This is a genomic window from Pseudomonas silensiensis, assembly GCF_050434865.1.
Lineage (GTDB): Bacteria > Pseudomonadota > Gammaproteobacteria > Pseudomonadales > Pseudomonadaceae > Aquipseudomonas > Aquipseudomonas fluorescens_W.
This window is the reverse complement of record NZ_JBNDJH010000001.1, coordinates 215917-231049: the sequence shown is the minus strand read 5'-3', so window position 1 is coordinate 231049 and position 15133 is coordinate 215917. Positions and strand designations below refer to the sequence as shown.

Genomic DNA, 15133 nt, shown 5'->3' with positions numbered 1-15133 from the left:
GCTCCGGCCATTCATTTGAAACGATGTGCCTGCTCGACCAGCCAGGTGGAAAACTTGACCGCGTCAGGGTGCTGGTCGGCACCGGAACCGCGTACGAGGTAAAACGACTCGCTGGCTTCGATGCGCTGGTCGAAGGGTTCGACCAGTCGCCCGTCCTCAAGCATTTCATCAACCATCGAGGACCGGGCCAGGGCAATCCCCTGTCCCAACTCGGCCATGCGCAAGGTGGAAATCAGTGTGTCGAACTGCATGCCGGTCGACGAGTCGACGGTGTCCGCACCGACCATGTTCAACCAGTAACCCCAACCCTCTTCGTAACCCAGGACATGCAACAACGGGTGGTTCGCCACGTCCGCCGGCACCGTCAGCGGCGAGCTCGCCATCAGGGCTGGCGAGCAGACCGGAAACAAGGTGTCCCAAGTCAGGCGCTGCGACACCAGGCCGGGCCATTGACCATGGCCCCAGCGAATTTCCATGTCGTCCTCACCGTCCAGCTCCTTGACCCAGATGTTGCTGATGTAGCGGATGTCGACCTGTGGGTGCGCCTGGCGAAAATCCACCAGTTTGGGCGCCAGCCAGTGCACAAAAAACGCCAGGCTGCCGCGCACCTTGATCGGCCGGCGTTTGTGCTGGCCAAAAATCTCGTTGGTCCCCACCGCCAGTCGAGTGATTGCATCCTGCACAACCGGCAGATAGGCCTGTCCTTCCTCGGTCAGCCCCAAGCCACGGGGCAAGCGCTTGAACAGCGCCACTCCCAGATGGCTTTCCAATTGGCGGATCTGCTGGCTTACCGCACCCTGGGTCAAAAACAGTTCGTCTGCAGCGTGGGTGAAGTTCAGGCAACGGGCGGACACCTCGAATGCCCGCAACCAGTTCAATGGGGGTAACGTCTTTTGCTTCATGGTCTGAACCTCGTTGACACCCCCTCCACCGAGCACACTGCCCACCCCCGTCGACGGTCGCTAGAACGCATCGGACGGTTGTGCCAAGGGGGTAACCGACAAGCGTCGCTCGCGGCTTTTGCGGGTAATGTAATACACGAAATAGCACCAGGCGATGAATGGCAAACCGAAGTACAGAGCCACCCGCTGTTCAGGGTCGAAAGCAATCCCGACACACGCCAGGCTGCAGCAGACCAGCGCCCCCAGCGGCACCCACGGATAACCCCGGACGCGGAACTTAAGGTCGCGGACATCGCCGCCATTGGCCACATAGTGACGGCGGAAAGCAATCTGGCTCGCGGCGATGCTCATCCACACCACCACCACTGCCAATCCGGAGATCGACACCAGCGCCAGATAGATGGTGTTGGCGGCAAACACACTGCTGAGCAACGAGGCGGCGCCACCGGCCATGCTGACGATAATGGCGTTGAGTGGTGTGCCCATGCGGGTCAGGGCCGAGAACTGTTTGGGCAGGTGACCTTGGTCACTCAGGGTCCAGAGCATCCGTGAGGCAGCGTACAAACCGGAGTTGGCGGCCGACAACAAGGCACTGATGATCACGAAGTTCATGATGTCTGCGGAGTACGGAATCCCGATGTAGGTGAACACCGTGACGAATGGACTCTCAACGAGCCCGGCCTGTTCACGGGGTAACAAGGTCGCCAGGACGAAAATGGTCCCTACGAAAAAGATTGCCAGGCGTAGCACTGTAGTGCGAATGGCACGCGGCACATTGCGCTGAGGGTCCTTGGTTTCACCCGCGGCGATGCCGATCAGTTCAGTGCCGGAGAACGCAAAGGAGACCGCCAGTAACGTCATGGCAATCGGCATGAAACCGGTAGGGAAAAGCCCCTCGCGAGTGAAGTTGCTCAGCCCGATACTGTGAGCCTGATCGATATGCAGCAGACCGATAATCGCGCCACCACCGATTAGCAGAAACACCACCACGGTCACCACTTTGACCAATGACAACCAGAATTCGGTCTCAGCGAACAAGCGCACCGATATCACGTTGGTCAGAAACACCAAGCCTGCGAACATCGCACTCCAAATCCATACCGGTGTGTCCGGAAACCAACGCGCCATCAAGATCCCGGCGGCGGTGAATTCAGAGCCGATTGCCACAGTCCAGGTCAGCCAATACAGCCACGCCACGGTATAGCCGGTGCCGGGTCCGAGAAAACGCGTGGCATAAGTGCTGAACGAACCGGTTTCCGGCATCTGCACCGCCAATTCGCCCAAACACATCATGACCATGTAAACCATGAGTGCGCCGATGATGTAAGCGATGACCGCACCCAACGGACCGGCCTGGTTAACGGTGTACCCGGACGTGAGAAACAGCCCGGTACCAATGACGCCACCCAATGCCAACATGACAATATGGCGCGTCTGCATTTCCTGTTTAAAACCGGTACGCGTAGTGAGTTGTTCTTCTTTTATGGACATGGTTGTTCTCATGAAAGTTGTTAGGGCGCGCATTAACGTCTGCGATGAGTTACGGGGCAGAGTAAAAAAGGTCGCCACTAAGTTTTATTATTATTCCACTTCATGAACCCCTCACTAACGGCCTTGTCGTGAGGTACTAACGTTTAAACTTCAGCTTGCTGCCTCGATGCTTGTTTTGTTGTTTGCGTGCTGTGTGTTTGCCTGTGCCCGCTCATTGCGCGAACACCTGACAAAAGCGAACGCCTGCTTCAAATCGTCGAGCAGATCGTCAGTGTCTTCAATGCCGACCGAGACCCGCACCAGTCCTTCGGAGATACCCAGAGCCAGTCGTTCTTCCAGCGTGTTTTCGACATGGCTGGTGGTCCGGGCCGGGCCGTAAATGGTTTCCACTGCACCGAGATTGCCCGCGCAATGGGCGAATCGTAGACGTGGCAAGAGCACCTTGACCGTGTCCATCCCACCGACCAGAACAAAACTGACGATGGCGCCGAAGCCGGACATTTGCGTGCACGCTACAGCGTGGTTCGGATGACCGGGCAAGCCGGGATAATTGACCGACTCCACCAACGGTTCGGTGCAGAGGAAATCCGCCAGGGCACGGGCACTGCGTTGCTGTTGACGCATGCGCAGCACCAGCGTTTTCATGCCCCGGATGATCATGTAGGCCGAGAACGGGTCGAGCGTCGCACCGTTGATTTCCCGGTAATGACGAACCTTGGCCATCAAGGATTCGCTGCCGCACACCAGACCACCGAGCACATCGCCATGACCGCTGAGGAACTTGGTCGCGCTGTGGATGACCACGTCCACCCCTAACGCCAAGGGGTTCTGATTCAGCGGCGTGGCAAAGGTGTTGTCCGCCACCACCACGGCACCGACGCGCTTGGCCGCAGCCACCAGACGCTGGATATCGAGTATTTTCAGGGTCGGGTTAGTCGGCGTTTCCAGGTACACCAACTGGCAGCCTTTGGCGATTTCACGCTCGATCTCCTCATGATCGAACGTCTCGCACAAGGTCACCGCCACACCCGTGCGCGGCAGGAACTCTTCGAAAATCTTGTTGGTGCCACCGTAACTGTCCTTGGTCGACACCACGCGATCGCCATTGGCCAGGAAGGTGAAAAGCACACTGCTGATCGCCGCCATGCCGCTGCTGAAGGCCACGGCGGACTCGGCCATTTCCAACTCGCGAATTTTTGCTTCGAGGGTCTCGACCGTCGGGTTGCTCATGCGGCTGTAGATAAAGCCCGGCGTCTTGCCCAACGCAACGTCGTACCAGACGTCGATGTCGTCGTAACCATAAGCGGCGCTAAGCACGATCGGTGTTTGAGTGGCGTTGTAGGGGTGCCTGACTTGCTCCCCGCCCCAGACCGCTCGGGTCCCCGCTCCGGCGTTATCAAGCCCTGCGTTGTCAGGTTTATTGTTCATTAAGACTACTCGCGCTGAGGGTGGTGAGTGTTGAGTCATTCACCAGATCTGGCGGCCAATATATTGAAAAGCGGTGCGCCCGAGAAACGATGTTATCGGTGCCAAAGGGCCGCTTTTTTTAATGGCTGTGTAGTCCTGAAACAGGTTTAGACCTTCTGATCTGTTTTTCAGGAGGAAATGATTGTTCGGCGGCTATCGCCCAATGCCGCCTGGGCCATCGTCGGGGCTGCGGACTACCTCAATGGTTTTACCCCTTGCTCGATTGGGGTATCGCTATACGGCTACTGGTCTTGACCTCGCGTAACGACAAACTGGACTGGATGGAGGCAATACCCACCTGACGCCTGAGTACCTGCTCGATAAAGTCGCTGTAGCTATCTAGATCCTCTGCCAGCACTTGCAGCACGTAATCGGCATCCCCGGTGATCTTGTGACAGGACAACACTTCGGGCAATTGCGCAATCACCGCCTCGAAGGCGTCCGGAGCGTGATCGGCGTGGGTGGAAAAACGGATGTGCACGAACGCCATGATATCGAGCCCCAGCATTCGTCGATCAAGGTTCGCCTGATAGCCCTTGATTACGCCCGCCTCCTCCATTCGCTTACGCCGCCGCCAGCAAGGCGTCAGGCTCAACGACAGCCGCTCACTGAGCTCGGCATTGGAAATACTCGCGTCCTCCTGCAGCAACGCGAGAATCGCCAGGTCGGTGTCGTCGAGACTGATGCGCTTGGATGATTTTTTCTGCATTACGCAATTCCTGAGTAAGAATTCCCGAATAATCTAGTAAACCACGAAAACAAAGCAAAGAAAGTGCCTCCCAGCCGGAACAGAATATTTGCACTGGCTCACATCAACGGATGCGCACAATGTTTACAGTTTTCAGTGATTCTCACCGTTTGCACCACGGCACCGAATTGAAAGACGGCGTGCTCAAGCCGTCCTTCGAACAGCCCAGCCGGGCCGATACCGTCCATCATCGGGTCAAACAGGTAGGGCTTGGCCAGGTCATCGAGCCGCGAGTATTCGACAGGTCGTGTTATGTCAACGCACACAGCGAGCGCTATGTAACCTTTCTGGAAAACGCCTGGTCTGAATGGAGCGCAACCGGACGCACCCACGATGCCTTGCCGCTGGTATGGCCGGTGCGCGATCTGGCCAACGAGCAAGTGCCGACTTTCATCGACGGCAAGTTGGGTTACTACGCCATGGATGCCGGCTCCCCCATTACCGCCACCACTTGGCAAGCAGTAAAAACCAGTGCCGATATCGCGCTGACCGCACTGGCGCTGATCGATGAAGGCCACGACAGTGCCTTTGCCCTGTGCCGTCCGCCCGGCCATCACGCCGCGCGTGAATACATGGGCGGCTATTGCTATCTGAACAACGCAGCCATTGCCGCACAGCAGGCCATTACCCAAGGCGCCAAACGAGTCGCCGTACTGGACGTCGACTTTCATCATGGCAACGGTACCCAGAACATTTTCTACGGGCGCAGTGACGTCATGTTTGCCTCGCTGCACGGCGAACCGACGGTGTCTTATCCCTACTACTCAGGCTACAGCCACGAAGTCGGCGCTGGCCACGGCGAAGGTTACAACCTGAACTATCCACTGGCGAAGAACACCACGTGGGAAAGCTACCGCAACGCCTTGCTCCACGCCTGCAAGAAACTCCAGCAATTTGCCCCTGAAGTGCTGGTTATTTCACTGGGCGTCGACACGTTCAAGGACGACCCCATCAGCCACTTCTTGCTGGAAAGCGAAGACTTCATCGGCATCGGCGAGCTGATAGCGGGCGTGGGCTGCCCCACCCTGTTTGTGATGGAAGGCGGCTACATGGTCGATGAAATCGGGATCAATGCAGTCAACGTGCTGCATGGCTACGAGAGCAAACGCGCCTGAGTCATCCCCCTGAATCGCAGCGATTGAACTATTGAATCGGAGAATAAAAACATGACTCTTTTTATAGACGTCGATCATGCCGCACGCCTGTTCGCCAAGGTGGGAATCCGCCGGGCTATCCGCGAAATGGCGGCTTACATCGAAGCGGACTATTCACGCTGGGCGCAGTTTGATAAGTCGCCTCGTACCGCCAATCATTCGGCCGACGGTGTGATCGAGTTGATGCCGACCGACGATGGCCAGCAGTACTCGTTCAAATACGTGAATGGTCACCCGGACAACGGTCAAAGGAATTTGCTGACGGTCATGGCCTTCGGTGTCCTGGCCGATGTCCACAGTGGCTATCCAACCTTGCTCAGTGAACTGACGCTGACCACCGCCGTGCGCACTGCTGCGACCTCTGCCTTGGTCGCGAAGTCCCTGGCGCGCCCCGGTGCAAGCTCAATGGCAATCATCGGCAATGGCGCCCAGAGCGAATTTCAGGCCCTCGCCTTCCACGAAATGCTGTCCATCAAGCAAATCCGCATTTTCGACATTGATCGCGACGCTTCACTCAAGTTGAAGCACAACCTGTCCGCATTTCCGGATATCGAGGTGATTCTGGCCAACTCGGTACAGGAAGCGGTCAAGGGCGCGCACATCGTCACCACCGTTACCGCAGACAAAGCCTATGCAACGATTCTGACGCCCGAGATGATCGAGCCCGGCATGCATATCAATGCCGTCGGCGGTGACTGCCCGGGGAAAACCGAACTGCACGCCCAGATCCTGCGCAATGCCCGAGTCATCGTTGAGTTTGAGCCTCAAACCCGGATTGAAGGCGATATTCAACAACTGGAGCCTGACTTTCCGGTCGTAGAGTTCTTTCGGATTGTTCTGGGCGAGGCACTGGGCCGCGAAAACGACGCACAGGTCACCGTTTTCGATTCGGTGGGTTTTGCCCTGGAAGACTTTTCGTCACTGCGCTACGTGCACGACCTGGCGCTAGAGCATGCCATCGGTGAGCGCATCCATCTGGTGCCGACGCCGGCCAACATAAAAAATCTCTACCAACTGCTTGGGCAGCAACCAGCAGTTCTCTCGCGCCTGCGCACAGTCAGCTGATAGCCATAGCTGATGCCCCGGAACAAGGTGCCAACGGACCACGCACCTTGTTCGTTGAGGAGAAACTCCGAGGCCTGCAAACCTCCACCGTCAGTAGCCGTTGCATCTCTAACAAGAACGCAAGACCCACTTTCTGCCAAAACTCAAAAACATAAAATCAAGAGGTTTTGTAATGAAATCGACTCCGTCCGAGCGGGTTGAACAGCCCGCGCTGCAGCGCACGCTCAGCAATCGTCACATTCAATTAATGGCCATGGGAGGTGCCATCGGTACAGGCCTGTTCATGGGCTCCGGGAAGATCATTGCCCTCTCAGGCACGTCGATCATCCTCATTTATATGATCATCGGGATGTTCGTCTACTTCGTCATGCGCGCCATGGGCGAACTGTTGCTGTCCAACTTGAAATTCAAAACCTTCGCGGATTTTGCCGGTGCCTACCTTGGCCCGCGAGCGGCATTTTTCCTCGGCTGGTCGTACTGGCTGAGCTGGAGCGTCGCGGTGGTGGGCGATGCCGTGGTGGTCGGCGGATTCTTTCAGTACTGGTTCCCCGATGTACCCGCCTGGATCCCGGCCATCGGTATGCTGATGACGCTGTTCGCCCTAAACGTGCTGACCGTCAGGCTTTTCGGTGAAGTGGAGTTCTGGTTCGCAATCATCAAGATCATTGCCGTCGTCACCCTGATTGGCGTCAGCATAGTGATGATTGCCAGCTCCTTTGTATCACCTAGTGGCGTTACTGCATCCCTGAACCACCTGCTGGATAAACAGGCAGCCTTCCCCAACGGCCTGTTTGGTTTCTTTGCCGGATTCCAGATGGCAATCTTCTCCTTTGCCGGCACTGAGCTGATCGGTACTGCAGCCGCCGAAACCCGTTCCCCCGAGAAGACCCTGCCAAAAGCCATCAACTCGATTCCGCTGCGAATCATCCTGTTTTATGTGCTGGCACTGGCCTGCATTATTGCAGTGACTTCCTGGCAACAGGTTTCGCCCAACAAAAGCCCTTTTGTCGAACTTTTTCTGGTGGCAGGGTTTCCCGCAGCAGCAGGTATCGTCAACTTTGTGGTGCTGACGTCTGCCGCCTCATCGGCCAACAGTGGCGTATTTTCATCCAGTCGCATGCTGTTTGGACTGGCCAGTCACGACAATGCGCCTGGGATTTTTCGGCGTTTGTCGGGTAATAGCGTGCCTCTGCTAAGCCTGGCGTTTACCACACTGTTGATGCTGGTGGGTGTACTGCTGCTGTTCATCGTTCCGGAGGTCATGACAGCGTTTACCATCGTCTCTACCGTGTCGGCGATCCTGGTGATTTTCACTTGGTCGACCATCCTCGCGTCGTACATTGCCTATCGCAAAAGCCGACCCGACCTGCATGCGCAATCGACCTACAAGATGCCTGGCGGCGTGCCGATGGCCTGGTTCTCCCTGGCGTTCCTGGGATTTGTTCTCTGCCTGCTGGCATTAAGACCTGACACTCGTATTGCCTTGCTGGTCATGCCAGGGTGGTTTATCTGGTTGGCAATTGCTTATCAGCTGACCCATTCCAGAAAGCTGAAATCCGCTGCGGATTCGGCAAATCAGTACAGCTGATGTTTACCTGCCGCCCCAGGTGCCGATGCAGTGAAACGCGCTTGAGCAACGTGGCGTTTGTGGGGCGCCTGCTGGTTGAAGAGCGGCAAGCGAAGGCCGTCAGATTTTACTGACGGCCTACTCTGCGGATGAACAATTCGCTCAGTACAGCGCGCTGCGTTGCGAAGGGGCTATCCGTTACTCAATCGACCAGAAGTGAGGATCTCCTCAAGAAAATCGATGAACACATTGATGCGACTGGAACCCCGGTGATTGGGCAAATACAGCGCATTGATGCAACTACTCGCACTGCCGGGATTGACTTCGTAATGCTCCAACAAACGTGTCAGCCGGCCTGCGGCGACATCGTCGCGCACCAGCCAGTCGGCCAGAAGGGTCACCCCGCCCCCAGCGATTGCCGCTTCGCGCAGGATGTCGGCATTGTTACTTTGCAGGCGGCCGTGCACGTTGAGCTGGATAGTTTGCTCGTCGCCCTGGAACGTCCAGTGATGATGCGAACCACCGTAATCGAAGCGCAGGCATTGGTGCTCGAGCAAGTCACGGGGATGACACGGCGCCGCGTGACGGCTCAGGTAATCCGGGCTGGCCACCACCCAGCGCTGGAAGGCCCCTACCCGTTTACTGACGATGTCCTCACTGACCACCGACGATCCGAGACGCACGGACACATCAATCTGCTCGCTCAACAGGTCACTGACCTGATCGCTCAACGACACGCTTATTTCCAGTCCAGGATGACGCTCAAGCAATCGGCCTAGATGCGGCGCGATGATCCGCCGACCAAACTCGACGGGGACGCTGATCCGCAGGCGTCCTTGCACCTCGCTGCCGCGGTCGGCGACCACGGCATCGGCTTCATCGATGGCCTCGAGGATGGCCACGGCCTTTTCGAAATAGGTTTGCCCGGCGACGGTCACGCTGGTGTTGCGTGTCGTGCGGTTGAGCAGACTGGCGCCCAGCTCGTTTTCCAGTCCCGCCACCTGGCGAGTGACCGAAGACGTCGAGATGCCGAGTTTGCGCGCCGCGGAGGAGTAACCGCCGCAACGTACGGTTTCAACAAACATCTTCAGTGCCAGCAACTTGTCCATAAGCGGAGCCCGGTCGAAAAGGAACGGTGATGATTGTGCATCACCGTTCGCCAGCCGTCTTGTACGACCGTGCTTCACCGGACTCCCCTGCGCCTGGCGCTCAGGCATTGGCCTTGCGACCCAGGAACATCGTCAGGGCCAGAGCCGGGAGCAATGCCACCGACACAGCAGACAGGCTCCAGCCGAAGTGTTCGTAGAGCGGGCTCGCCACCAGCGATCCCAAGGCACCGCCAACGAATATGCTGGTCATGTACACGGCATTGAGTCGTGCCCGGCTATGCGGGTCGATGGCGTACACCTCGCGTTGTCCCAGCACCATGTTCAGTTGCACGGCGAAATCCAGCAGCACCGCACACACCACCAGCCACAGGTAGCTGCTGCCGGGCAGCGCAGCGATCAACAATGAAACTGGTGCCAACAGCAGTGCGACCAGTGTTCCGCGGCGGCTGTGACCGGCGTCGGCCAAGCGTCCGGCAATCGGCGCAGCGACTGCACCTACTGCTCCGACCAGAGCAAAAATCGCCACCTGCGCCTGGCTGAAACCGTGGTGACGCATCAGCTCAATCGGCGCGAGGGTCCAGAACAGGCTGAAGCTGGCGAACAACAACCCCTGATACAACGAACGCTGACGCAGCACCGGGTGGCGACGGGCAAGCGCAAACACCGAGCCGATCAACGCGACGTAAGTCGCCTGATGAGTCGGCACGCGGCGCGGCAGCGCAATCGCGGTGATCAGGGCTATGACGGCCATGAGTGCCGCTGCGCTGAAAAACACGCCGCGCCAGCCGAACACGTCCACCAGCAGGCTGGACAGCGGACGCGACAACAGAATGCCCAGCAGCAGCCCGCTCATGATATTTCCCACCACGCGGCCACGCGTTGCTTCAGGCGTCAGGTGCGCTGCCAGTGGCACCAGAATCTGCACCGCGACTGAAGTAAGGCCGATCAGCAATGAAAAAACGAGGAACATGGACGGCGAGTGCGTCAGCCCGGCACACAACAGCGTAACGCTCGCCGCGAGGGTGAAGCCCACGACCAGACGCCGGTTTTCCATCAGGTCGGCCAGCGGCACCAGCAACAGCAGGCCCAACGCATAACCAAACTGTGTGAGTGAAACGATCAGGCTGGCATTGGCGCTGGACAGGCCGATCTGCGGCGCGATCAATTCGACAATCGGCTGGGCGTAATAGAGGTTGGCCACGACCGCGCCGCAGCAGAACGCCAGGAACGCGACCATCAGGCCGGAGAGTGAAGCAGGCTGTTCGGCCTTGGCCGCTGCTGCGGGGTTACCCGTGAGCATCATGACACCTCGTTGAGTTCGGGAAAGTGGTGGCAAGGCTAAGGGCACGGGTCGACGCAGAGAATCCATCCCCCAGGCAATGGAGTGATGCGCCATCCGCAACGATTCCGGTGTTGCTGTTGGCGCAATGCGCTATTGCGCGACTTGGCAATACTGCGGCGCTTGCGCCTTCTCTACCCTTGGGCACTTGGCGCAGGGCTCTCCATCAGCGCCCTTCCCCGGCTGCTCAAGGAGCTGTTCATGACCTCGAATCCATCATCAATGCCCACCGCGCGTCTCTCGCGCTTCCAATCCTCATGAAGGGCAACTTCCTGAGATCCAGGCCCCTATGGATCAGCGCGGCCGTCCTCGCTTCGATAGGCGCAATCGGCGGGGCGATGCTGATGTGGCGCCCAGCGATAGCGTCCATTGAGCGCCTGCGAGCGTTCGATTCCGCGCAATTGCAGCGCGGTGCGCGGGTTGTCGAGACTGGCGATTGTGCGGTGTGCCATACGCGTCCCGGCGGTCAATACATGGCGGGCGGGCTGGCGCTGGTGACGCCGTTCGGCACGCTCTACAGCACCAACATCACGCCCGATCCGCAGACCGGTATTGGCCAATGGTCACTGCCGGCGTTCGAGCGCGCGATGCGTGAAGGGGTCTCCCGCGATGGCCATTTCCTGTACCCCGCCTTCCCGTACGTTCACTACCGTCGCATGACCGCGGGTGACATTGCCGACGCGTATGCGTACTTGATGAGCGGCCCTGCCGTCGACTCGCCGGCCATGCAAAACCGCATGAATTTCCCGATGAACATCCGGCCGTTGGTGTCGTTCTGGAATCTGCTGTTCCTGCATGCAAAGCCGCTGACGCCTGTGGCGCAGCAATCTGAGGCGTGGAATCGCGGGCGTTATCTGGTTGAAGGGCCTGGCCACTGCGCGGGCTGCCATTCACCGCTGAACCTGATCGGTGCCGAGAAGTCCGGTAAAAGCCTGGCGGGCGGTGCCGTGGATGGCTGGGAAGCGCCTTCGTTGCTCGGCATGGCCAGTCGCGCAAACGCGTGGAGTAGCGATCAGTTGGTGAGCTACCTGCGAGCGGAAGTGGTGGACGGACACGGCACCGCTGCTGGCCCGATGCGCCCGGTCAGCCTCAGTCTGGCTCGCTTGCCAGTCAGTGACGCAGAAGCGATTGCTGAGTATTTGCTGAGCCTGCAAACCAAAGCTGCGATCACCGAAAACCAACCCGGCGCTGCGAGCGTTGAGCCCTCAGATCAGGCCAGTGGCGCCCAGCTGTTCGCCAGCGCCTGCGCCGGTTGTCATGCCCCGGCAGCGCCGATGCGCGAAATCGACGGGCGTCCGGCGCTGGATCGCACGTCGGCGCTGCAAGCCCCGAGCGCGCGCAATTTTCTTAAAACGGTGCTCGAAGGCGTGCCGGCAACTCCGGGCGTGCCCGGACCGATCATGCCGCCGTTTGCCGCCAGCCTGGACAACGTTCAACTCACAGCCCTGGCGTCATACCTGCGCCAGCAAGCCAGACCTGACCAACCCTGGACAGGCCTTTCTTCCACTATTGAAGCGATACGTCAGGAGAAGAAATGACCCCCGTTACGCTCAACGTCAACGGCTCGGCCCAAGCCTTGGAGCTGGAACCTGACATGCCGCTGCTCTATGCGCTGCGCAATCATCTGGGGCTGAACGGCGCCAAGTACGGGTGTGGTTTGGGGCAGTGCGGCGCCTGTACGGTCATCGTCGATGACAAGCCTGTCTTTTCGTGCGTGACGCCCTGCGCGGGCCTTGAAGGCAAAAAGGTTCGAACGGTTGAAAGCCTCGGTACCGCCGAGCGTCCCGGCCCTTTGCAAAAAGCTTTTATCGACAAACAGGCGGCCCAGTGCGGCTACTGCATCGCCGGCATGTTGATGCGCGCGCAGTCATTGCTGGAAAGCAATCCGCACCCGGACGAACAGACCATTCGCGAGTACATGGCAGGCAACCTGTGTCGTTGCGGCACGCACCTGCGGATTATCGAGGCAATCAGCCTGGTGGCCAGGCAACACGGGAGCGCGCTATGACGGTGGTTAAAGAGGTCGATCACAGTCGCCGCGCTTTCTTGCGTGGAGGCGCCTTGCTGGTGGCGTTTACCCTGGTGCCGGTAGCGCGGCGTGCATGGGCGGACACCGAAGTCGATACGCTTGGCACAGTGGTGCTGGCGCCGGATCTACCCGGCAGTCTGCGCACCAATCCCTACCTCGATGCGTGGATCCGCGTGGGTCCTGAAGGCATCACCGTCTACACCGGCAAGGTCGAATTGGGCACCGGCGTCAAAACTGCCTTGCTGCAAATTGCCGCTGAACGTCTGGAGGTTTCCCCGACAGCGATCAACTTGCTCACCGCCGACACGGCGCTGACGCCCAACGAAGGCTACACCGCCGGCAGTCACAGTATTTTCGACAGCGGCACCGCGTTGTTCAACGCGGCGGCGCAGGTGCGCGAGTTACTGCTTCAGTCAGCCGGACGCAGCTGGGAGGTTGCGCCGGCACTGTTGACGACTCAGGAGGGCATCATTCACGGCCCCACCGGACAACAAATATCCTACGCCGACGCCGTCAAAAAAGTCGACCTGCACCTCTTCGCCAAGTCCGAATCGCCGACGATGCCTGCGACGCAATTCAAGCTGATCGGCCATTCGCTGCAACGGCTGGATATTCCGGCAAAAGTCAGCGGCGGCCCCGCGTTTGTTCAAGACATTCGGCTGCCTGGCATGCTGCACGCTCGGGTCATTCGCCCTCCTCGTCCCGGCTGCACGCTGGAAGCCTTCGACGCGGAGTTGATCAAAACGTTGCCTGGGGTTGTGCAGGTGATTCGCGACGGCAATTACCTTGCCGTATTAGCACATGATGAATGGCAAGCAATCAAAGCCATGCGCAGCGGATATGAAACAGCGCGCTGGAGCGGCGGACAAGCCATACCCGAGTCACGGAACATTCACGGATTGCTCGAACGCCTCCCTTCGCGCCGCTATCCGATCAGCCATGAGGGCACGCCACAGGTCGCGACCGACAGCAGCTATCGAGCGCGCATTACCAAGCAATATTTGATGCACGGATCCATCGGCCCATCCTGCGCCGTGGCCTGGTTCAAGGACGGCACCCTCACCGTCTGGACCCACACCCAAGGCGTGTATCCGCTGCGCGCCGGGATCGCCGAAATGCTGCAGCTACCTCCAGACCGCGTTCGCTGCATCCACACCGAAGGCTCCGGTTGTTATGGCCACAACGGCGCAGACGATGCGGCGGCCGACGCGGCGTTGATTGCCATACGAATACCGGGCACGCCAGTGCGGGTGCAGTGGATGCGCGAGCAGGAAAATCTCTGGGAGCCCTACAGCTCGGCGATGGTGACCGAAGTGCAAGCCAATCTTGATGCGCAAGGTCGATTGCAGGACTGGAGCTATGAACTGTGGACCACGCCGCATAACGAACGCATCGTCAATGCGGGCCGGTTGCTGCCTGCGCGACTACTGGCCCGACCGTTCACCTCCGCGCCTTCGGTGCCCATCGCTCAACCTGAAGGCGACGGTGATCGCAATGCCGTGCCGCTGTACACGTTGGCCTCCACTCGCATCGACATGAACTTCGTCACTGAGATGCCGTTTCGCACCTCAGCCATGCGCTCGCTGGGTGCGCATATCAATATCTTCGCGATCGAAGCTTGCATCGATGAGCTTGCCGCCAAGGCCGAGGTCGATCCGGTTGCCTTGCGCCTTGCCCATCTGGTGGATCCCCGGGCACGGGCCGTGGTGGAGCGGGTTCGCGACGCCATCGGCTGGTCGCAAAAAAGCAGCGAGCCTGGCGCAGGCATCGGCTTCGCGTTTGCCCGCTACAAAAACATCATGGGCTATTGCGCGATTGCGGTGCGTCTTCAGGTACATCCGCAGACTGGCGAAGTGCAGATCGATCATGTTGTCACGGCGGTGGATGTCGGGCAGATCGTCAATCCCGATGGCCTGCGCAACCAGGTGGAAGGCGGGATCGTTCAGTCCACCAGTTGGACGCTGTATGAAAAAGTCGCCTATGACGCCGGGGGTATTCGCAGCTACGACTGGAGTGGCTACCCGATCCTGCGCTTTTCGCAGTTGCCTGAAAAGGTCGACGTTCATCTGCTCGACCAACCGGGACAACCGTTTCTCGGCGCCGCCGAAATCGTCCAGGGACCAATGGCCGCGGCCATCGGCAATGCCGTGGCGAGCGCCACCGGCCGGCGCTGGTTGAACCTTCCTCTGACCCGCTCGGAGCAACCGTCCTGACCTGCGCAGCGTTGCGCTTTACGCAATGCAGTGTGCTGGTTTTTACGGA

At 59.0% G+C, this 15133-nt stretch carries 12 protein-coding genes; 6 read left to right on the top strand and 6 right to left on the bottom strand.

The features are described 5' to 3' along the window. Positions 1–11: 11 nt before the first annotated feature. The 4 genes from QF010_RS00930 to QF010_RS00915 all read right to left on the bottom strand — a co-directional run bounded on the left by QF010_RS00930 (position 12) and on the right by QF010_RS00915 (position 4569). Positions 12–902 carry a LysR substrate-binding domain-containing protein gene (locus tag QF010_RS00930; protein WP_033060806.1) on the bottom strand — a complete coding sequence of 297 codons (891 nt, stop codon included), beginning with the start codon at positions 900–902 and terminating at the stop codon, positions 12–14. Positions 903–962: 60 nt separating this feature from the next. After that, the gene (locus QF010_RS00925; RefSeq protein WP_429532356.1) at positions 963–2393 is read right to left on the bottom strand and encodes an amino acid permease; all 1431 of its coding nucleotides are present in this window, start codon (positions 2391–2393) and stop codon (positions 963–965) included. 150 nt (positions 2394–2543) lie between these two features. Continuing rightward, complete coding sequence (locus QF010_RS00920) at positions 2544–3821, bottom strand: cystathionine gamma-synthase family protein (RefSeq protein ID WP_429532355.1); 1278 nt, start codon at positions 3819–3821, stop codon at positions 2544–2546. A gap of 247 nt (positions 3822–4068) precedes the next feature. After that, positions 4069–4569: an Lrp/AsnC family transcriptional regulator gene (locus QF010_RS00915; RefSeq protein WP_033060801.1), complete on the bottom strand. Its 501-nt coding sequence runs from the start codon at positions 4567–4569 to the stop codon at positions 4069–4071. A gap of 119 nt (positions 4570–4688) precedes the next feature. On the opposite strand from QF010_RS00915, the gene QF010_RS00910 reads away from it, so the two are divergent. The 3 genes from QF010_RS00910 (at position 4689) to QF010_RS00900 (ending at position 8415) form a co-directional block, all read left to right on the top strand. Next, complete coding sequence (locus QF010_RS00910) at positions 4689–5723, top strand: histone deacetylase family protein (protein ID WP_429532354.1); 1035 nt, start codon at positions 4689–4691, stop codon at positions 5721–5723. A gap of 51 nt (positions 5724–5774) precedes the next feature. Beyond that, entirely contained in the window at positions 5775–6827 is a 1053-nt protein-coding gene (locus tag QF010_RS00905) for an ornithine cyclodeaminase (RefSeq protein WP_429532353.1), read from the top strand. Positions 6828–6999: 172 nt separating this feature from the next. Continuing rightward, entirely contained in the window at positions 7000–8415 is a 1416-nt protein-coding gene (locus QF010_RS00900) for an amino acid permease (protein ID WP_429532352.1), read from the top strand. A 170-nt stretch (positions 8416–8585) separates the two neighbouring features. Here the strand turns inward: QF010_RS00900 and QF010_RS00895 are convergent, their stop codons facing one another. Further along, positions 8586–9503 (bottom strand): LysR family transcriptional regulator, encoded by a 918-nt coding sequence (locus tag QF010_RS00895; protein WP_033060795.1) that lies wholly within the window; start codon positions 9501–9503, stop codon positions 8586–8588. 100 nt (positions 9504–9603) lie between these two features. Next, positions 9604–10803, bottom strand: a complete 1200-nt coding sequence (locus QF010_RS00890) for an MFS transporter (protein WP_033060822.1) — start codon at positions 10801–10803, stop codon at positions 9604–9606. 383 nt (positions 10804–11186) lie between these two features. On the opposite strand from QF010_RS00890, the gene QF010_RS00885 reads away from it, so the two are divergent. Genes QF010_RS00885 through QF010_RS00875 form a run of 3 tightly spaced genes read left to right on the top strand, consistent with a single transcriptional unit; the run spans position 11187 to position 15084 of the window. Beyond that, positions 11187–12380 carry a c-type cytochrome gene (locus tag QF010_RS00885; protein ID WP_429532351.1) on the top strand — a complete coding sequence of 398 codons (1194 nt, stop codon included), beginning with the start codon at positions 11187–11189 and terminating at the stop codon, positions 12378–12380. Next, positions 12377–12850: a (2Fe-2S)-binding protein gene (locus QF010_RS00880; RefSeq protein ID WP_429509573.1), complete on the top strand. Its 474-nt coding sequence runs from the start codon at positions 12377–12379 to the stop codon at positions 12848–12850. Before QF010_RS00885 ends, QF010_RS00880 begins: the two co-directional genes overlap by 4 nt. Beyond that, entirely contained in the window at positions 12847–15084 is a 2238-nt protein-coding gene (locus tag QF010_RS00875) for a xanthine dehydrogenase family protein molybdopterin-binding subunit (protein ID WP_429532350.1), read from the top strand. Before QF010_RS00880 ends, QF010_RS00875 begins: the two co-directional genes overlap by 4 nt. The last annotated feature ends 49 nt before the right edge of the window (positions 15085–15133 follow it).